14 protein-coding genes are annotated in these 19,789 nt (G+C 50.8%); 4 read left to right on the plus strand and 10 right to left on the minus strand.

Annotated elements, in window-relative coordinates; translation table 11 throughout:
• Window positions 1–55 precede the first annotated feature (55 nt).
• The gene (gene glnS / locus EZV72_RS09570) at window positions 56–1,723 is read right to left on the minus strand and encodes a glutamine--tRNA ligase (protein ID WP_137167034.1); all 1,668 of its coding nucleotides are present in this window, start codon (window positions 1,721–1,723) and stop codon (window positions 56–58) included.
• 217 nt (window positions 1,724–1,940) lie between these two features.
• Between glnS and EZV72_RS09575 the strand changes: the two genes are divergently transcribed.
• The gene (locus EZV72_RS09575; RefSeq protein WP_137167035.1) at window positions 1,941–2,972 is read left to right on the plus strand and encodes a LacI family DNA-binding transcriptional regulator; all 1,032 of its coding nucleotides are present in this window, start codon (window positions 1,941–1,943) and stop codon (window positions 2,970–2,972) included.
• A gap of 71 nt (window positions 2,973–3,043) precedes the next feature.
• Here the strand turns inward: EZV72_RS09575 and EZV72_RS09580 are convergent, their stop codons facing one another.
• The 3 genes from EZV72_RS09580 to EZV72_RS09590 are packed head-to-tail and all read right to left on the minus strand — an operon-like array spanning window position 3,044 to window position 8,154.
• Complete coding sequence (locus EZV72_RS09580; protein ID WP_137167036.1) at window positions 3,044–4,795, minus strand: alpha-amylase family glycosyl hydrolase; 1,752 nt, start codon at window positions 4,793–4,795, stop codon at window positions 3,044–3,046.
• Between the two features lie 9 nt (window positions 4,796–4,804).
• Complete coding sequence (locus tag EZV72_RS09585) at window positions 4,805–6,265, minus strand: MFS transporter (protein WP_137167037.1); 1,461 nt, start codon at window positions 6,263–6,265, stop codon at window positions 4,805–4,807.
• A 35-nt stretch (window positions 6,266–6,300) separates the two neighbouring features.
• Complete coding sequence (locus EZV72_RS09590) at window positions 6,301–8,154, minus strand: glycoside hydrolase family 13 protein (RefSeq protein WP_137167038.1); 1,854 nt, start codon at window positions 8,152–8,154, stop codon at window positions 6,301–6,303.
• A 416-nt stretch (window positions 8,155–8,570) separates the two neighbouring features.
• On the opposite strand from EZV72_RS09590, the gene EZV72_RS09595 reads away from it, so the two are divergent.
• Window positions 8,571–9,176 carry a hypothetical protein gene (locus EZV72_RS09595; RefSeq protein WP_137167039.1) on the plus strand — a complete coding sequence of 202 codons (606 nt, stop codon included), beginning with the start codon at window positions 8,571–8,573 and terminating at the stop codon, window positions 9,174–9,176.
• A 36-nt stretch (window positions 9,177–9,212) separates the two neighbouring features.
• Here the strand turns inward: EZV72_RS09595 and EZV72_RS09600 are convergent, their stop codons facing one another.
• The 6 genes from EZV72_RS09600 to hutC form a co-directional block, all read right to left on the minus strand.
• On the minus strand, window positions 9,213–10,994 hold the full coding sequence (locus EZV72_RS09600) for an alpha-amylase family protein (protein ID WP_137168714.1): 1,782 nt from the start codon (window positions 10,992–10,994) through the stop codon (window positions 9,213–9,215).
• A 198-nt stretch (window positions 10,995–11,192) separates the two neighbouring features.
• Window positions 11,193–11,999, minus strand: a complete 807-nt coding sequence (locus tag EZV72_RS09605; RefSeq protein WP_175405085.1) for a PEP-CTERM/exosortase system-associated acyltransferase — start codon at window positions 11,997–11,999, stop codon at window positions 11,193–11,195.
• 774 nt (window positions 12,000–12,773) lie between these two features.
• On the minus strand, window positions 12,774–13,295 hold the full coding sequence (locus EZV72_RS09610) for an RNA methyltransferase (protein WP_137167041.1): 522 nt from the start codon (window positions 13,293–13,295) through the stop codon (window positions 12,774–12,776).
• Window positions 13,296–13,384: 89 nt separating this feature from the next.
• Window positions 13,385–14,929, minus strand: coding sequence for a histidine ammonia-lyase (gene hutH, locus EZV72_RS09615; RefSeq protein WP_137167042.1), 1,545 nt, complete (start codon window positions 14,927–14,929; stop codon window positions 13,385–13,387).
• Window positions 14,926–16,599, minus strand: coding sequence for a urocanate hydratase (gene hutU, locus EZV72_RS09620; RefSeq protein ID WP_137167043.1), 1,674 nt, complete (start codon window positions 16,597–16,599; stop codon window positions 14,926–14,928). Before hutU ends, hutH begins: the two co-directional genes overlap by 4 nt.
• Window positions 16,596–17,324: a histidine utilization repressor gene (gene hutC / locus EZV72_RS09625; protein WP_137167044.1), complete on the minus strand. Its 729-nt coding sequence runs from the start codon at window positions 17,322–17,324 to the stop codon at window positions 16,596–16,598. The genes hutU and hutC overlap by 4 nt, the downstream gene beginning before the upstream one ends.
• 113 nt (window positions 17,325–17,437) lie before the next feature.
• On the opposite strand from hutC, the gene hutI reads away from it, so the two are divergent.
• Complete coding sequence (gene hutI / locus EZV72_RS09630) at window positions 17,438–18,646, plus strand: imidazolonepropionase (RefSeq protein WP_137167045.1); 1,209 nt, start codon at window positions 17,438–17,440, stop codon at window positions 18,644–18,646.
• Entirely contained in the window at window positions 18,636–19,577 is a 942-nt protein-coding gene (gene hutG, locus EZV72_RS09635) for a formimidoylglutamase (RefSeq protein ID WP_175405086.1), read from the plus strand. The genes hutI and hutG overlap by 11 nt, the downstream gene beginning before the upstream one ends.
• Window positions 19,578–19,789 lie beyond the last annotated feature (212 nt).

Raw genomic sequence — 19,789 nt, forward strand, 5'->3', positions numbered from 1 at the left:
AAAAATCCCCTTCACAGGAAGGGGATTTTTATTATTTTTCGGTTACACAAACCGTTTAGCTGTTACTGATTTTTGCCCAGGTATCACGCAGGCCTACGGTCTGGTTAAAAATTACCTGCTCGGAGGTGCTGTTTTTATCAGCACAGAAATACCCTGTACGCTCAAACTGCCATGCCAGTTCCTGAGAAGGATTGGCCAGGTTACTTTCTACATAACCTTGTTTGATCACCAGTGAATCTTCGTTAATAGCATCAACAAAGTCTTCCTGCGCAGCCGGATTAGGCACGTTAAACAAGCGATCATACAAACGGAACTGCGCCGGCGCGGCTGTTGCAGCATCTACCCAGTGAATAACGCCTTTGACCTTACGGCCATCAGCCGGATCTTTACCCAGTGTGTCGGCATCATACGTACAGTAAATAGTTGTGACATTGCCCTGTTCGTCTTTTTCAACACGCTCAGCCTTGACGACATAAGCATTACGCAGGCGTACCTCTTTACCCAGAACCAGACGCTTGAACTTCTTATTGGCTTCTTCACGAAAATCTTCCGCTTCAATCCAAATTTCACGCCCAAATGGTAAAGAACGGGTCCCCATACTCTCATCATTAGGATGATTAGGCGCGCTGAGTGTCTCGCGCTCGCCTTCAGGGTAATTTTCAATAATCAGTTTGACCGGCTCAAGCACCGCCATTGCACGAGGTGCATTGGTATTCAGATCATCGCGAATGCAAGCTTCCAGCATGCCCATTTCTACCATGTTATCCATTTTAGTTACGCCAATGCGCTTACAAAATTCACGGATAGAACCCGGGGTGTAACCACGACGACGCAAGCCGGCAATGGTCGGCATACGCGGGTCATCCCAGCCTTCCACATGGCCTTCGTCAACCAGTTGAATCAGGCGGCGTTTACTTAAAACCGTGTATTCCAGATTCAGACGGGAAAACTCATACTGACGCGGCGTGCAGTCGATAGAAATATTTTCAATTACCCAGTCATACAAGCGACGGTTATCCTGGAACTCCAGGGTACACAGCGAATGGGTTATACCTTCAAGCGCATCAGAAATACAGTGCGTGAAGTCGTACATCGGATAAACACACCATTTGTCACCGGTTTGATGATGATGGGCAAACTTCACCCGGTAAATGACCGGATCACGCATGCACATGAACGGCGATGCCATATCAATTTTGGCCCGCAAGCTAGCCTGGCCTTCGGCATACTCACCGGCGGTCATTTTGGCAAACTCGGCCAGGTTGGTTTCAACACTGGTATCCCGGTACGGACTATTCTTGCCCGGCTCGGTCAGTGTTCCGCGCATTTCACGCACTTCTTCGTGAGTAGAAAAATCGACGTACGCCAACCCTTTTTCAATCAGCTCAACCGCAAAGGCGTGCAGCTGGTCAAAGTAATTGGACGAATAACGAGCATCTTCATTCCACTCAAAACCCAGCCAGGACACATCCTGCTGAATGCTATTCACAAAAGAAATGTCTTCTTTTGCCGGGTTGGTATCGTCAAAGCGCAAATTACAGGTACCCTGATAATCCTCAGCAATACCAAAATTCAGGCAGATCGACTTGGCATGACCAATGTGCAAATAACCGTTTGGCTCGGGTGGAAAACGCGTTTTCACCTGCTGGTGTAACCCAGACGCCAAATCTTTGTCGATAATTTGCCGGATAAAATTGGTCGGACGATTCTCAGTCTCCGCCATTCGCGCATTCCCCTTTTTAACTATGGATAAAAATAAACGCAGGCAGTATAACACCGCATAGGACGGCGACCATATTTTTTCGCAGGCAGGGTTTGTTAAGTGATTAAATTAACAGCGATAACCATGCACGACGCTGCTATTGAGCCGCAGGTGAATCTTTGTGTGTTATTATGCAGGGCCTGATATCAGGCATTGTTAACTTGATGAAGTAGTTGTTATGAAAGAAAAAGCCACGTCTTTTGATATTGCCCACCGGGCCGGTGTTTCCCAGTCCACGGTCTCCCGTGCGCTAAATAACAGCCCGCTGGTGAGCCAGGCGACCCGGGACAGAATCGCCCGTATCGCAGAAGAGCTTAATTATAAAGTGGATAAAAACGCCAGCAACCTGCGTAAGCAAAAAAGTAATACGCTGGCTTTACTGTTATTTGAAGACCCGACCACCGATGATTCGCTGATCAATCCGTTTTTCCTGTCCATGCTTGGCAGTATCACACGGGCCAGCGCTGCTGCCGGATATGATTTGCTGGTGTCTTTTCAGAATATGCAGGATGACTGGCATGCTGAATATGAAGACTCCAACAAAGCTGACGGAATCATTTTGCTGGGTTATGGCGAATACCGCGCCTACAAAAGCAAACTGGATCAGCTGGTCGAGCAAGGCACACATTTTGTGCGCTGGGGGGCACAGGACAAGGCTCACCCGGGGGTGAATATCGGGTGTGATAATTATCAGGGCGGCTTTGAAATTACCTCGCATCTGATTGGTCTGGGGTATACGCAATTTGCGTTCATTGGTGATAACGGTGATGACGCGCCAGAGTTCAAGGCCCGTCATCAGGGTTATATTGATGCACTGAACACCCATCATTTACTGCCAGAAACCCCGGTGCAATATAATGCATTTTCAACCGAAGCGTCCGGGTATGCGGCCATGTTACGCATGCTTGCGGAGCCGGTGCATCCCAGAGCAGTCGTGTGCGCCTCAGATTTGATAGCCATTGGCGCGCTGGATGCCATCAGTGAAGCCGGCCTTAAAGTCCCTGAAGACATTGCAGTGGTAGGATATGACAACATTCCGGTGTCTGGCTATGCCTCACCGGCTTTAACCACGGTCAGACAAAACACGGTCAGGGCCGGTGAACTGCTGGTCAACGCGCTTATCAAGGCAATCAACAAACAGGAAGTGCATGACTATCTGATGCCAGCCGAACTGATTATTCGTCGCTCTTGTGGCGCAAGCCCTGAATAGATTAATGTACAGATACACAAAAGGCTGTTGTCACATCACTGACAACAGCCTTTTTCATGCATGTGAACCGTTTACTGGCGGGCCATCTGGGTCTCAATCGCCTGTAACAGTGCCTGATTAGTCACCGGGCCATTATGCACCCACACCTGCACACCATTGGCCTCCACCGTACTGCTCAGCGCCTCACCGTCACTCAGTTGTACACTGCGCCCGCTCAGCTGTTCGGTCCACTGGCCTGGCTGCATATAGTCGCCAACAGAAAAATCAGCAGCATCTGAGGCTTTGTTTAGTAGTACCAGCGCGGTCTGGCTGTGTTCATCATTTTGCACGATTCGATAGAAGCTGGCGGTATTGTCGGCAAAGTTCAGGTTTACCTGCAAACCACGCTGTAATGCCGGCGTGTTGGCGCGTACATTCGCAATCGCTTTTAAGCCCTGATAAATAGGGTGATTAGGGGCATTATTGAGGGCTTCCTGACCAAGATAATTACGATTGCCCTGATGCTCAGATGTACCGCGCATAAACCCGATTTCAGAGCCCTGATAGATAACCGGAATACCACGTACGGTAAATAACCAGTTGTTGGCATTAATAAAGCCCGTATCGCTGGCATTCATGCGTGCCATGTCGTGATTATCGTAAAATGTTGTCAGTTCATAGGGGTTATCATACGGCCCGTGGGTCAGATACAGTACCTCAGCCAGCTTTGCATAACCGGTACTGACCGGTGCTTTAGGCGCCTCGCCCTGATTTTCCTCACCCGTATTCTGGCTCAGATCGCCAAACACCTCGTTCATGGCTTTTTGCATCGGAAAGTCCAGCACGCTCACACCGCCATTTTTAGGCAAGGTATGCTGGGCGATAAAGTTAGCATCATACACAAAGCTTTCGCCAAACATGAAAAAATCAGGATGCTCGGCGCGAATCCGATCAGCCATGGTACGCCAGAAATCGTGGGATACATGGCGAATGGTATCGATACGAAACGCATCTGCGCCCTGCTCTATCCAGTACAGGTACGCGTTAATCAGGTATTCCTGCACATCAGGGTTGGACTCATCCAGATTAGACAATTCTGATAAGTCCGGATACGGATGAAAAAACGCCTGCAACGGCTGGCTTTGATCAATCTCGGTAGGATGCAGGTTAGCATGGTCGGCCACCAGCTTGCCGTCCGCATCGTACAGCTCGCCATAGCCTGGTTGATCTTCAGGCATACTGTAACTGGGTGACCCATGGTTTGCCACAATATCAAAGACCGTTTTCAGCCCGTGCTGTTTCATGCCACTGGTGTAATCTTTGAAACTGAGATTGGCGCTGACCAGATGCTCATCCGGCTGATAAAAATTCGTCGCCCAGTAACCGTGATAACCGGTCTTCCCGCCGTCTTTGAACTGACCGCCGAAGGTGATGGGCTCTCCCCCGGTGAAAGCCTCATCCGGATTATCCAGCACCGGTGTCAGCCACACGGCAGAAAACCCGAGGTCGCGAATATAGTCAGCATTATTCAGTACGCCCTGAAGATCGCCGCCCATGTAACCGACATTGGCAAACTTGCCATCCGGGCCGTCCATGCGCAGTTCCCAGGTCGGATTGTCGCCCCCCTGATCCTCATGGTTATTCGACGGGTCGCCTTCAACAAAACGGTCGGTCACCACAAAATAAATGGCTTCGCTGGTAAAGGCTTCATCAGTCCCCTGAATAACAGTGACAGGCTGTGCTGCCGCCGACTGAGCATGGTCGGCTGTTGACTGCGATGCACTGCATCCGGCCAGAGCAAGCGCACCAGCGATGGTGCTCAGGAAAAAACGTTTTGTCAGCATAATCAGTTCCTAATTTTTCTGTGCGCTGGTCAGGTCATGCTCTTTTACAAAGAACACTGACAGGGCACCTAACAACATAGAGACACCCGCCACAACCAGAATATATTTTGCTTCATTATCAAACAGGGAAGACACAATCCAGCCGGAGAACAAACCGGCTACAATTTGCGGTATCGCGACCGTGAAATTAAAAATTCCCATATATACACCGGTCTTTTGAGGCGGCAGCGCCCCTGCCAGCATGGCATAAGGCATGGCCAGGATGGCTGCCCAGGCAATCCCCACGCCGGCCATAGGCAACAGTAGTTTTACTGCGCCCAGCGGCACCGTAACCTGGGTAATCAGCAGATTCACATCCACCGAGGTCAGATCCTGAAAGGCCAGAAAGCTGATATAGCTGATGCCGCCCAGCGCCAGTGAGCCAGCGTAGACCAGTTTACGGCCGAACCGGTCAGCCAGCCGGGCCAAAAATACAGAGAAGATAGCGGCAAATACAGAATATGCAGCAAACAGGATTCCGACCCAGTCGCCGGCTGCGCCCTTCGCCATCACGATACTCTCAGGAATCACCGGCACGGTGGCCAGAAAGCCACTGTCGAACCACTTTTTATCCACATTCCAGATATGCTGCGTGATCGCCGGGGTGGTGTAGACCCACATAATAAATAGCGCAAACCAGGAAAAAAACTGCACCACCGCCAGCTGTTTCATGGTTTCGGGCATCTTCACGCAAAGCGTTTTAAATTCCGATAACCGCTGCATTAAAGACTGTTTTTGTTCAGGCTCAGCAGCTTCCACACCCTTGTACTGATTGTACTGCTGCGGCGCATATTCTTTAGTCCGGATCACGGTCCACACTACCGAGCCCAGCAGTACGGTAGCCCCGATGTAAAATGCCCACGTAACGGATGGAGCCACTTCGCCCAGCTGGGCGGTATTTTCCAGACCGACCACATTGGTCAGCACAAACGGCAGAATGGAGCCGATCACCGCGCCGATATTAATCAGTAACGACTGGACTGAATAACCAATATTACGCTGCTCATCAGGTACCATATCGGAGACCAGAGATCTGAATGGCTGAAAACACACATTAAAAGATGCATCCATCAGGGCAAGCATCAGGGCACCAAACAGCATAGGAGCCAGAAACGCCACGAACAATGGCGCATTTGGCATTAACAACATACCTAAAGCAGCAGCAATGGCGCCGGCCAGAATGAAGGGCCGGCGCCGGCCAAGACGGTTCCAGGTCCGGTCAGATGCCGAACCGACGATGGGCTGTACAATCAGGCCCATAATGGGCGCTACCAGCCAGAATAAGGACAGCGAATGCAAATCTGCGCCTAAGTCAGACAAAATGCGCGACACATTGGCGTTTTGTAATGCAAAACCAAATTGCACCCCTAAAAAGCCAAAACTGACATTCCAAATTTGCCAAAACGAGAGTCTGGGTTGTTGTGTTTGCATAGATACCACGTTGTTATCGTTCTAATAAAAACCGCTTAGTGCAGCAGCCAGACTGTTGCACTTTGTTTATCAAGTGTAAATGCATCTTCAGATAAAGATACTTTTTCTTTTGTATTCCAGCGAGTTGCCGATGTAAAGCCAGCTAACATTTGTTTAAACCGGGCCAGTGGGAGCCGGGTTGCCTCATTATTCTTATTAACAACCACCATGGCGGCCTCATCAGCATCAGCCTGATGACGAAAATACACATACACGCCGTCCTGCGGGGCGTAGTGTGTATACTGACCCGTTGCCACCACCGGGTGTGCCTGACGCAGTGCCAGTAAAGAAGCTAACCGGGCCCTGGCCTGCTGTTGCAATTTGCTCAGTCCCTGGCCGCTGAATCCACTAGCCTTGTCGCCTGCCCAGCCACCAGGAAAATCTGTGCGGATAACGCCATGATCGTCGGTGCCCGGATTAGTCATCAGCACTTCTGTGCCATAGTAAATTTGTGGAATACCCCGGGTGGTTAGCAGCATCGTCATGGCCATATCCCACAGCGCATAATCATTATCCAGCTGGGTAAAAATACGGCTCATGTCGTGATTGTCGGCAAAAATCACCAGATTGTACGGGTCGCCGTAAATAAAGTCGGTGGCCAGTAATTCGTACATTTCCACCAGCCCGGTTCCCCAGCTTTCCTTATGCTTCAGGGCATTAACCAGGGTTTGCTGAAAGGGAAAATCCATCACACTGGGCAGATAGGACTGATAGCCGTCGCTACGCGGTGTTCCGGCCTGCCAGTACGCGGTAATCACCGGGTTAACCGACCACTCTTCGCCGACAATATTCAGATTCGGATATTCCTGGGTCAGTCGGCGGGTCCAGTTGCTTAAAAACGCTTTGTCTGAATAAGAATAGGTATCTACCCGGATGCCGGATAATCCGGCATATTCTGTCCACCAAATCGCATTTTGAATCATATAGGTCGCCAGATACGGGTTCTGCTGGTTTAGATCCGGCATGGTCGGGACAAACCAGCCATCTGAAAACGCGCGCTGGTCAGCCTCTACTCCATGGGGATCATGCAGACTCACCCGCATGTGCGTAGTTGGGGTAAAGGTAGAATCATTGTGGATCCAGTCTTTGGAAGGTGCGTCCTTCATCCAGATATGCTCGCTACCGATATGATTGAGCACCACATCCATAATCAGGCCAATGCCCTTTTGTCTGGCCTGCTGGCTCAGCGTCCGGTAGTCCTCATTGCTGCCATAACGCGGATCCATGGTATAAAAGTCGGTCATGGCATAGCCGTGATATGAGTAAGCGTCCATGGCATTTTCGCGCATGGGCATAGTCCATATCTGGGTAAAGCCCATCTGTTCTATATAGTCCAGATGATCAATAATTCCTTTTATATCTCCACCATGACGGCCACCCGGCTCCTGCCGTGCTGGCAAATCGATATAGCCGTTAACCGAATCATTGTCGTGGTTGCCGTTAGCAAAACGGTCTGGAGTAATCAGATAAATGGTGTCTGCCTGACTAAAGCCCGCGCGCCGGGCGGAACCGGGTTGCCTGGCGCTCAGGGTATAGCGCAGGTTTGCTACCTGCTGCTCATCCCGCGAAAAAGTGATATCGTAGGTTCCGGCTACTGTATTTTGTGTATTAATGTTAATAAACAAATAGTTATCGCTATCGAGCCGGTGAAAGCTGGTGATATCCAGCGACGGACTGGATGCTGTTGTTGTGCCTATGTTTTCACCGTATACCATCAGCTGAACCGAATTGTGATGCATACCTGCCCACCAGCTGGGTGGGTAAACGTTGAGATGTTCTGATGCCAGCACGGCGCTGCATAACGGAAGCGTTAATACAGCCAGAAGCAATTCTGTCGTTAGCTTTTTCATGTCCGGCGCTCTCTCAGGTAAAGTTTACGTTACACCCAGACTGGGCAGGTTAACAGGATGTTACCCTTTATGCCTGTGAACAACCAAGGCTATGCATACGTATTCAACTGTTCTGACAACGGTTATTCGTTGTTGAAATAGGCATTTACCGGTTACGCGTAACGAAAATGCTGTATTCACTGATCGCACAGGCTTTACATCTTTTGCAAAAAAGTGAAATTAGTATTTACAAGAGCACTAGACTTTAGTCTAAAATGATATTTCGGTATTTGTTGTGCTGTCCTTGCCGATTCAAGCCCCCCGGGCTTACCGGGTAATGGAAAAATTGCTGTGTCCATTTATGTTGTAGCCATAAGTGCCACTGGAGTTAAAGCTGACTTATTGCGGTCGTCAGCCGTATGGAAAAAGGATAAAGCATGTTAAACCCTTCAATATTACATTTAGCTAATACGCTAAATACATTTCATCCGCGTACACCGGTTAGTTACCTGCAAGTGGCCAACTACTTTCGTAACGCGTCAATGGATATTATCAAACGGGTAACCCGGGAAGTTGAGCAGTCATTAGGGAGTAAAGGACTCACGCCAGATGCGATTAAGCAGCGTCCGGTTGAGGAAAATGCTGACACCACACTGCTGCTTATTGAGGTAAAGGGCGTCCCCAGCGTAGCCGGACACCATTTTATTGCCCTGCCCCTGACGGAAATGTGCAAAGCCAGAATTATGATGATGGCAAACGGGTGTCACACCCTGAATGTGAGCATGGTTTGTGATGAACTGGCCGATGCCCGTTATATTGCATTGCCGTACGGCACCATGGTGTCTGATATGAGCAGTGAAGAGGTACTCAGTCTTGACCGCCAGGTGGAAAATATCGTGCTACGGGTCGGTAGTAATGGTCTGGCGTTCAGTAAAATTTATGATGTGGGTGGCTCACCCAGTGGTTTTCTCACTGAAACGGTGCCGCTGGAAAGCGTTTACGAAGCTACCGATACACTCATTGTGCATTCAAGCTATCACTAAGTTTAAGCGGCCTGTCCGGCAGGCCGCTTTTATTGCTTAATTTTTCAATTCAAACACACCCGCAGTGCGCGGTGGCAAAGTCATGCTAAGTGTGCCTGCTGCCAGCTTAGCTTCACTGACCTGCCCGCTAACAAGTGACGTCACCGCTGTAAAGCCTGCCAGTGACCGGGGTAATGTCAGGTTCACCACCTGCGTACTGTCTGAAAAATTACTGACCCCGATTAACGGGCGTTGTTCATGCAGCCGGGCGAAACTATACACAGCTGCCGGATACGACTCTGACTGCAAACTTTGTAAAGAAGTAAACGGTGCCTGCATGGCCGGGTGGCCCGAAGCAATATTCATGACCTCTACATAAAACTGACGTAATGCGGCTTCCTGTGCGTTTAGTTGTCCGCCATCAAAGGCGCCTTCATTCATCCAGCGCTGATGCGCCGGCACGCCGGCATAGTCAAAAATCGTAGTACGTGTAGGATCGCCAAAGCCCATATCCTCGCTGCCGTCTTCGCCCACTTCCTGACCAAAATACAACAGGAAAGGCGATGCAGAGTACAGCGCCGATACGACAGTTGCCGGGCGACCGGCCATTGCATCTTCGGCAAAGTCAGGGCTGGCGATTCGCTGCTCGTCGTGATTTTCCAGAAAGTTAAGCATAGAGGGTGCAATATCCTGCACATCGGCGATGGCGTCATCCAGGGTCGATGCCGGACTTTGTTGCTGCATTACACGCTTGATAGTGTCGTACAGCCCCACTTTGTCATACAGAAAATCCATCTTGCCCTGATTCAGATAAGCCCGGTACAGATCTGGCTGGTAAACTTCAGCAAGTAAAAACGCATCCGGGTTAGCCTGCTTTATCTCTGCATTTAAAAATGACCAGAACGAAACCGGCACCATTTCGGCCATGTCGAAGCGAAACCCATCCACGCCCTTATCCAGCCAGAATAGCGCAATATCACGCATTTTGTACCAGGCGCCCGGCAAGGTTTGCTGCGCCCAGAAAGCACTGACCTCAGCGGCGGTGGCATCGGCTAATTCAGCCGGCAGTTCAGGAAAATCATAGCTGCCATCGGGTTTTACACCGTAGTTAATTTTAACGGTTTCGTACCAGTCATTGGCATCTGGCTGGGCAGCGCGAGCTCCGTTGCCAGTCCACTTGGCCGGCTGTTCGTCAAACTGGCCGTCTGCCAGAGGGTGAGGTGCCCCGCCGGTTGGATGAAAGTCTTCAGGTTGTACAGGGACTTTAAATGCCTCACCCGGCACATAATAAAAATCGTTGTTAACAGCGTAGGCCTTTGAGGTGTCATCATTAGCGCCCAGTGACTTTGCGTTATCCGCCAAACCTGAGGATGCATACCGGCGGGCCACATGATTAGGCACAATATCAATAATCACCTTCATATTATGAGCATGTGTCCGCCTGATCAGCGCTTCAAATTCTGCCAACCGCTGCATTGGATCGCGAGCCAGATCCGGGTCAACATTGTAGTAGTCGCGCACCGCATACGGCGATCCTGCCCGGCCCTTGATGACATCCGGATCATCCAGATCAATACCAAAGCGCGTGTAATCGGTGGCAGATGCATGGTGCGGCACACCGGTATACCAGATATGGGTGACACCCATGGCATGAATTTCATTGAGTGCGGTGTCGGTAAAGTCGGCAAACTTACCCACCCCATTTTCCTCAATGCTGCCCCAGGGCTTATTGGTGGTGTTGGTATTGCCGAACAGACGGGTGAATACCTGATACACAACGGGTTTACCCTGAATGGTAATAGGATTTGCAGAGGATGATGCTAAAGACTGGATTGGCATGATGTCAGCAGATTGAGAAGCAGATGGCTGACAGCCTAGCAACAGGGTGGTAAAAACACCAGCCATGCTGGCTTTACAAAAAAGAGTAAGATTCACCGCAGAAAGTCTGAAAGACATGGTTATTATTCCGCTAAAAATTATGCATTAAGCATATCTTTTAACGGAACATTAACCTACTGCTTGCATACGTATTCAACGTTATGCTGCGCGCTGCTCTTTGTTGATCTTCGTCATGATATTGGGCTGATGGCGGAAAATAGCACCAAAATTCGGTACTTCTTCCAGCTCGGTCATAATCTTACGCTGGAAGCGTTGCAGCGAAGGAGTGACTTGCTGCATAAATTCCATCGGTGAAATCTGAAATGCCGCGCGCTGACCATGATAATCAATGGTGCCGCCCAACTGCTCAAAGTTAATTCCCAGCATACGCAAACTACGGGCCAGACGTGGTTCCATCATCACATATACGTTTTCGATGTCACGCAACACACAAATGCTGGCAGCGAAAAAATACAAGGCTAGTGACAGGTATGGAAAATTACGTCCAGGGCTGTTCTTTTTAAATCCGTTATTTAATGACTTACCGGTAACCGGCGATAACGCATTATCTGATGAACGACGACGAAACTGCTTTGGAATGGCCAGGCGTGAAATTTCACACACTGAGTAACGGGGATAACGCTGTGGACTATGCTCGTCTAACCGAATAGCACCAGCACAGTTTTGTTCAATAGGCAGTAACTGACCTGAATGCTGTGGCATCACAATGCGGATGGTGCCGGCACAATCACCGGTCGCTTTGTGCTTGATGTAGCAGCTCAAGGCAAACTCATCAAACTCATCGAATTCCATACCATTGGGACGCGGATCTTCAAACTTCATTTCTTCACAGTAAACCTGGTGGCGGGTTTTATAACAGGTCCGTTGTTCCTGTTCATCGTTGGCCACGACTAACGTGAAGTGTTCAAAGAAGTGATCTGCTGCCGAATCAATGATCTTATTCATTTTACGACGTACCAGGGGGCGAATCATATGCTTGATTCCCGGTACTTGATGTACTCTTTTAAAAGCATTTAACAAGCGACGTTTCACTTTAGCTCCCGTTATGGAATTGTAATTATAATAAATACCTCTTCGAATCTGCTCCCTGATCGCACGCGCAATTTACCACTTGCTTGCGCCCGACCGCTACTCTGCCCGATGCGTCAGGCTAAGTAAACCAGATTATTTTGTGTTTGTGCTGAATTTAAAGCGCAGACATTATCCGGGAGAGAAACTCTAAGAAGTGCAACGTTATTGTTTATTAACTTACATCAACATTTGTGCCAGTTGCTATTCACCCTTCGTCTATAAGCTTTTAAAAGCGTCTTGATACGCCTGAGATGGCGCCGACGCTGAGGCGTGAGCGGTCACTAGCAAAATACCATTATGTGCGCAATTTATTGTTCAAAAACAATAACAAAACAGATTGGCAGGAATTATATTGCTATTTCGTTTAAGCAGAATATCAATAATATTTCGAGCATGGTGATTCAGGCAAAATATAGAGTATTTCGCGCTAAAGTTATATACGGGAAATTATTGATTTGGGTCAGATTCTGGTGAATCGGAGAAATAAATAAAAAACTGAACGGTTTTTGAATAATGGGTGTTGCCAATATGCTTCACCCTTTTTTTAACGCATAGCACTGTAAGTCCGTTCAACACCAAAGACAATAGGTAAGAAATTGATAATAAAGCCATTTTCAGATATGTAGCAAAATGGCAACATCATCAGAATCACACTTTTATTCGGTTGTTATTGTCCCGACTGGCACGAATCAGTGCAGTGCCTTGCGAATAATCGCTTTTTGCCATCCGATCATACAGCACCACATTAACGGTAGCGGCCAGGTTCATACAGCCATTGGTAGGGACGTAGACCACATCATCGCACCAGTCCACGGTTATCTGGTCCAGTGAGCCGTCTTCAGGGCCAAACACATAAAACGCGTTATCAGGGTGCTGATAAGCCGGCAAGGGTATTGCGCCTTCAACCAGTTCAATCCCCACAACAGTTGCGCCGGCCGGTCGCGCGGTTTGCAACGTCTCGACCCCGATAGTCGGAATGATTTTGTGCATCTGGCGGGTATCGGCATTAAAGTTTTTGGCGTAACCATAGCGCTGGCCAGTGTAAAAAACACTGCTGACGCCATAACAGCCGGCGGCACGAAGAATGGATGCCACGTTGGTGGCAGATTTTGGGTTTGTCAGGCCAACACTGACCAGACCATTATCACCATTAATAAAAGGGGGTTGCATAGACAGCCTGCGGCTCCTGACCAAAAGAGGCGCGAAGTATGCCAAAATAGCGGCTGGCTGTCATAGCATTATTGTGTTTTTCGCCTGACCTATGACATCAGCGGAGACGGTACCTGCAGGGTTTGCAGCAGCGCCTGCAATTTCCCTTCACTGATTATCAGGCTGGCCTTTTCAATATCAGGGGCAAAATAGCGGTCCTTATCATAAAACGCCACTTCACTGCGCAGTAGCGCATGTACCCGCATCAGCCTGGCACTGGTGGTCAGAGGCGCTCGAAAATCGATGCCCTGCCCGGCTGCTAGATACTCAATGGCCAGGATACCCGCCACATTGTCAAAAATATCCATCAGACGACGCCCGGCAAACGTCGCCATAGACACATGGTCTTCCTGATTTGCCGAGGTGGGTAAAGAATCAATAGAAGCCGGATGAGCCAGGGTTTTATTTTCACTGGCCAGAGCCGCTGAGGTCACCTGGGCAATCATAAACCCGGAGTTAACGCCGCCGTTTTCAACCAGAAACGGAGGCAGGCCGCTTAATGCTGAGTCGATCAGCAGTGCCATACGGCGCTCTGACAGCGCACCGACTTCTGATAACGCGATTGCCAGACAATCTGCCGCCATTGCCACGGTTTCAGCATGAAAATTACCGCCAGATAAAATATCCCCCACATCACTGAAAACCAGAGGATTGTCTGATACCCCGTTGGCTTCCACCACCAGAATATCGGCGGCATGGCGCATTTGCTGCAAACAAGCTCCCATTACCTGCGGCTGGCAGCGCAGTGAATAGGGGTCCTGCACTTTTTCACAGCCGCGATGTGACTGTCCTATTTCAGAATCTTCCAGCAGGCTTCGATACATAGCAGCGGTATCACACTGGCTGCGATGTCCGCGGGCAGCATGAATTCTGGCATCAAACGGCACCCGCGAGCCCTGCGCCGCATCGACGGATAATGCGCCGATTGCCACCGCACTGTTGAAGGCGATCTCGGTGTTAAACAGCCCTTGCAGGGCAAAGGCGGTAGAGGCCTGCGTACCGTTTAACAGTGCCAGACCTTCTTTGGGCGCCAGCGAAATCGGATTAAGACCCGCTTGTTTGAGGCCCTCTTTAGCAGGATGCCGGCAGCCATCAATGAGGACTTCACCCTCGCCCAGCAGCACACCACTCATATGGGCCAACGGGGCCAGATCGCCAGAGGCTCCCACTGAGCCTTTTTGCGGTATGGCCGGCCAGATTTGATGATTATACAGCGTAATTAAAGACTCTATCACGGTTCTGCGCACGCCCGAATAGCCCCGTGCCAGTGAGTTGATTTTCAATAACATCAACAGCCGTACTGTTACCGGTGACATAAATTGTCCCACACCGGCCGCGTGGGACAACACAATGCTGCGCTGTAATAAATCCAGCTCGTGCTTTTCTATCCGGGTGTTAGCCAGCAGACCAAAACCGGTATTAATGCCATAAACCGTGCGGCCCTGTTCTATGACCTGACACACCGTTCGATGCGCCGCCTCAACCGCCGGCCAGGCATTGTCATCAATCGTAACCGGCTGGTGCTCACGAAACACTGTACGGCAGTCATCCAGACTCAGCTGACCGGGTTTTAGCATAAACAATGACTGACTCATTTGTCTTTCTCCAGCATAGGCAAATCCAGGTGATGCTGTGCCGCGCATTCCCGGGCCAGCGTATAACCGGCATCAGCATGGCGCATAACACCAGTGGCCGGGTCATTGTGCAGCACCCGGGCTATTCTGGCATCGGCTTCAACGCTGCCATCACACACAATAACCACACCACTGTGCTGACTGAATCCCATGCCAACCCCGCCACCATGATGTAGACTGACCCAGGTTGCGCCGCCTGCGGTATTCAACAGCGCATTTAACAGTGGCCAGTCTGATACAGCATCAGATCCATCCTGCATGGCTTCTGTTTCCCGGTTGGGCGAGGCCACCGAGCCAGAGTCCAGATGATCGCGGCCAATGACCACCGGGGCAGACAACTCACCGGTCCGTACCATCTCGTTAAATGCCAGCCCCAGTTTTTGTCGCCAACCCAGACCAACCCAGCAAATCCGGGCGGGCAGCCCCTGAAACTGAATACGCTCACGCGCCATATCCAGCCAGTTATGCAGATGTTTATCATCCGGGATCAGAGCTTTGACTTTGGCGTCAGTTTTATAGATATCCTGCGGATCGCCGGACAGCGCGGCCCAGCGAAATGGCCCAATGCCCTGGCAAAATAGCGGCCGGATGTAGGCCGGCACAAACCCCGGAAAATCGAACGCGTTGTGGACACCACATTCCAGCGCCATCTGACGAATATTATTACCATAGTCCAGGGTGGCCGCGCCACGCTCCTGCATCGTCAGCATCGCCCTGACCTGAACGGCCATAGAATTTTTGGCGGCACGGATGACTGCCGCCTCATCCTGCTTGCGCCTTTGCCGGGCCTGCTCCAGTGTCCAGTCAGCCGGCAGATAGCCGTTGAGCGGGTCATGTGCACTGGTCTGGTCGGTCACCACATCAGCAGTAATGTTGCGTTTAACCAGTTCCGGATATACCTGAGCCGTATTCCCCAGTAGCCCCACTGATACCGGCTTTGCGGCTAGTCTGGCTTTATCCAGGATAGCCAGCGCTTCTTCCAGGGTGTTAGCTTTAGCATCCAGATAACCGGTCCGTATTCGAAAATCAATCCGGCTTTCATCCGCTTCCACCGCCAGCATAGAAAAGCCGGCCATGGTGGCCGCCAGCGGCTGCGCGCCGCCCATACCGCCCAGTCCTCCGGTCAGAATCCAGCGCCCGGCCGGCTCGCCGTTAAAGTGCGCTTTAGCAACACTGACAAAGGTTTCATAGGTGCCCTGCACAATGCCCTGTGAGCCGATATAAATCCACGAGCCGGCGGTCATCTGGCCGTACATCATCAGGCCTTTTTTATCCAGCTCATTAAAATGTTCCCAGGTCGCCCAGTGTGGCACCAGATTAGAGTTAGCAATCAGTACCCGGGGAGCATCCGGATGGGTGGGAAACACTCCCACCGGTTTACCGGACTGAATCAGCAGGGTCTCATTCGATTCAAGCCGTGTCAGCACCTCAACAATTTTGTCAAAGGACGGCCAGTCACGGGCAGCGCGGCCAATCCCACCATAGACCACCAGCCCCTGTGGATGCTCTGCTACCTGGGGATCAAGATTGTTCATCAGCATGCGCAACGCAGCTTCGGTCTGCCAGCTTTTTGCGGTCAGGCTGGTACCAGTGGGCGCACGCACAATACGTTGTGGATCATAACGGTTCATAAAGCGTCCTCATTAGACGGTGAGAAATGCAGGTGACCTCCCAGGCGATAGCGGTTGCCCGGATGGATAAGCCGGGCCAGGCTGACCACACCACGGCGACTGTAGGTTCGCCGGTGAATCTGCAAACAGGGAATCGTGGTGGCAATTTGCAGATATCCGGCTTCCTCAGTGGTAGCCAGTACCGCTTCCACGCTGTGGTCAGCCTCGGTCAGCGGGGCGATCGTATTGAGGTATTGATTTACCGTGACGGCGGTAAAATTCTGCTCAAGATAGTCCGGCGCCATCACCGGATTAACCAGACGGGATTCAAGCTGGATGGGGACCTCGTTTTCCAGGTGCAGAATCAGGCTATGAAACATCGGCTCGCACTCCGCTACACCAAAACAGGAAGCCGCGTAACTGTCCGCCGGTACAGATTTTTGCGCCAGTACGTGGCACTGATAATCATGACCGCGGGCCAGGACCTCGTCCCTGATCCCACTGATGGTCAGCATGGAGCTCATGGGACGCTGATCACACACAAAGGTGCCTGCCCCCTGACTGCGTGCCAGAATACCTTCATCCACCAGTTCGGTCAGCGCGCGCCGGGCGGTCATACGACTAACCCCATGCTTTTCAGCCAACTGATTTTCCGACAGTACCTGCGCCCCCGGCAGATAGTCGCCCTGCTCAATGGCGGCCAGTAAGCTGGCTTTGATACGAATAAACTGTGGTATTACTGACATACTGCCTGGCTACTTTTTCATCTTAATGGTTGTGTAACCTACACAGATCAACTTGTATATACAAGCACATTAATTTACCATTCATAAACAATCTAATAACAAGTCATCAAGTCATGGCGGTTATCCGAATTACCAATGTTAATCTTGCCACCTGCGCCCCTGATAAGCAGGGTATCGGCATTATCCGTAACACCGAATTATGGCTGCAGCAGGATAAAATCATGTCGGTCGGTCCTCCCCGGGCCGCGATCCACCCTGATGTGGTCGAAACCCTGGATGGCCATAATGGCTGGTGCCTGCCCGGTCTGGCAGATTGCCATACCCACCTTGTATATGGCGGTAACCGGGCAGCAGATTTCGCCCGCCGGCTGGACGGCGTCAGCTATGCACAAATCAGCGCCGAGGGTGGCGGTATCAAATCCACCGTGACCCATACCCGTCAGTCCACCGCTGCTGAGCTTTCAAAACAGGCGTTACAACGAGCTTCACGTCTGGCCGAAGAAGGCGTGACCCTGCTTGAAATCAAATCGGGTTACGGGCTGGATTTTGATACCGAAATACAGATGCTTAGGGTTGCACGCGCGTTGCAAAGCCAGTTGCCTTTGACGGTAAAAACCACCTATCTGGGCGCTCATGCCCTACCCGACGAATATACTGGCCGGCCGGATGAGTATATTGATTTTGTCTGTAATCAGGTGATTCCGTATGTCAGTGAGCACCGACTGGCTAATGCTGTGGATGTATTTTGTGAAACCGTGGGATTTACCCCAGACCAGTGTGAGCGGGTATTTCGCGCTGCCCGTCAGGCCGGTCTGGATGTGAAAGGACATGTTGAGCAGTTATCGAACCAGCATGGCGCTGCACTGGCGGCCCGTTATCAGGCATTAAGTGTTGATCATATTGAATACCTGGATGAGGCAGATATTGGGCTAATAAAACAGGCTGGCAGCGTAGCGGTATTATTGCCCGGTGCATTTTACTACCTGCGGGAAACCCGCATGCCGCCTATTGCCGCACTACGAAAACATGCTGTGCCGATGGCGGTATCGACCGATCTTAACCCCGGGACTTCTCCGCTATGCTCGCTGTTAACAGCAGCCAATATGGCCTGTGTACTATTTGGCCTGACGCCGGATGAGGCTTTACTGGGCATCACCCGTCATGGTGCGCAGGCACTTAATGTCATGCATAAAGGCTACCTGGCCCCCGGTATGGATGCAGATTTAACACTCTGGGATGTAGCCCATCCTCATGAACTGGTATACAACATCAACGGGCATCGCCCACAGGCAAGGTTTGCAGGAGGTTTACGTGTCGGTTAAAAATCATTGGCAGGGCCGCATCGATATTGATAATGGCGACACCCGCCGCTGGCATCAGGTGGTCCAATTCTGGTCAGATCAACATAGCAAATCGGCGGTAGGACTATTAGGCTACCCAACCGATGACGGTGTACTGGCTAATCATGGCCGTGGTGGCGCGGCCGACGGCCCGCAGGCTCTTCGGCGGGCAATGGCTAACCTGCCCTGGTGTGTTTCAGGCTCCCTGACCGATTATGGTGATAGCCACATCGCCGGCAGTGTCTATACCAATCAAAAGCAATATGCCGAGCGGCTGAGTCACTGCCTGACTCACAGCAATGTTATGCTGGGGCTGGGCGGCGGACATGATATCGCGCGGGCCAGTTTTTTAGGGCTACAGGATTATCTGCAACAGCCCAAACGCGTGGGCCTGCTTAATTTTGATGCCCATCTGGATTTACGCAATCCGGACAATGGCGCCACCTCCGGTACACCGTTTTATGATATTGCCCAATGGTGTCAGCACAACAACCGGCTGTTTCATTATGCCTGTCTTGGCGTCAGCAGCGCCGCCAATACACCGGCCCTGTTTGCGCGGGCCAGTACACTCCATGTTACCCTGCTGGAAGATATCAGCTATACACCGGCAGCGGCATCCAGCCTGCTAACCGCCTGGCTGTCCGGACTGGATGAATTGTATGTGACTGTTTGCATGGATGTGTTTAACGGCAGTGAGGCACCTGGCGTCAGCGCACCGGCAGCAGTGGGCGTGGCAGCCAAAGATATTATCCAGACTATTCGTTGGCTGGGTACTTTTTGTCATGAACATGGTATTGCCTGGCGGTTGTCGGATATGGCCGAGTTATCGCCCCCCAATGACACAGACAACCAGACCGCTCGTCTGGCTGCCCGCATCGGCTTTGAATTGGTTGGGGCCATGGCAGCTGGGTAACACACACCAAATGTGTCTTACCAAACACACAAAACATTAACAATTTATTGACAATATCATGCCCACGACATAAATTGTAAGCGCTCTCATTTTCGCAAACTTTAAATGTAAGCGCTTTCAAAACCGGCACAGTGTGGTTGGGGTTTACTTACCGGCTAGTCTGACTGAACAAATAAACCCTTTATTTGACCGGATTTATTCAGCTAATTACT

The sequence above is a fragment of the Salinimonas lutimaris genome (assembly GCF_005222225.1).
Taxonomy (GTDB): Bacteria; Pseudomonadota; Gammaproteobacteria; order Enterobacterales; family Alteromonadaceae; genus Alteromonas; species Alteromonas lutimaris.

Excerpts from the sequence above, each read along its gene's own strand:
- glnS (WP_137167034.1), bottom strand. The coding sequence starts at position 1,723 with ATGGCGGAGACTGAGAATCGTCCGACCAATTTTATCCGGCAAATTATC.
- EZV72_RS09575 (WP_137167035.1), top strand. The coding sequence starts at position 1,941 with ATGAAAGAAAAAGCCACGTCTTTTGATATTGCCCACCGGGCCGGTGTT.
- EZV72_RS09580 (WP_137167036.1), bottom strand. The coding sequence starts at position 4,795 with ATGCTGACAAAACGTTTTTTCCTGAGCACCATCGCTGGTGCGCTTGCT.
- EZV72_RS09585 (WP_137167037.1), bottom strand. The coding sequence starts at position 6,265 with ATGCAAACACAACAACCCAGACTCTCGTTTTGGCAAATTTGGAATGTC.
- EZV72_RS09590 (WP_137167038.1), bottom strand. The coding sequence starts at position 8,154 with ATGAAAAAGCTAACGACAGAATTGCTTCTGGCTGTATTAACGCTTCCG.
- EZV72_RS09595 (WP_137167039.1), top strand. The coding sequence starts at position 8,571 with ATGTTAAACCCTTCAATATTACATTTAGCTAATACGCTAAATACATTT.
- EZV72_RS09600 (WP_137168714.1), bottom strand. The coding sequence starts at position 10,994 with ATGCCAATCCAGTCTTTAGCATCATCCTCTGCAAATCCTATTACCATT.
- EZV72_RS09605 (WP_175405085.1), bottom strand. The coding sequence starts at position 11,999 with ATGAATAAGATCATTGATTCGGCAGCAGATCACTTCTTTGAACACTTC.
- EZV72_RS09610 (WP_137167041.1), bottom strand. The coding sequence starts at position 13,295 with ATGCAACCCCCTTTTATTAATGGTGATAATGGTCTGGTCAGTGTTGGC.
- hutH (WP_137167042.1), bottom strand. The coding sequence starts at position 14,929 with ATGAGTCAGTCATTGTTTATGCTAAAACCCGGTCAGCTGAGTCTGGAT.
- hutU (WP_137167043.1), bottom strand. The coding sequence starts at position 16,599 with ATGAACCGTTATGATCCACAACGTATTGTGCGTGCGCCCACTGGTACC.
- hutC (WP_137167044.1), bottom strand. The coding sequence starts at position 17,324 with ATGTCAGTAATACCACAGTTTATTCGTATCAAAGCCAGCTTACTGGCC.
- hutI (WP_137167045.1), top strand. The coding sequence starts at position 17,438 with ATGGCGGTTATCCGAATTACCAATGTTAATCTTGCCACCTGCGCCCCT.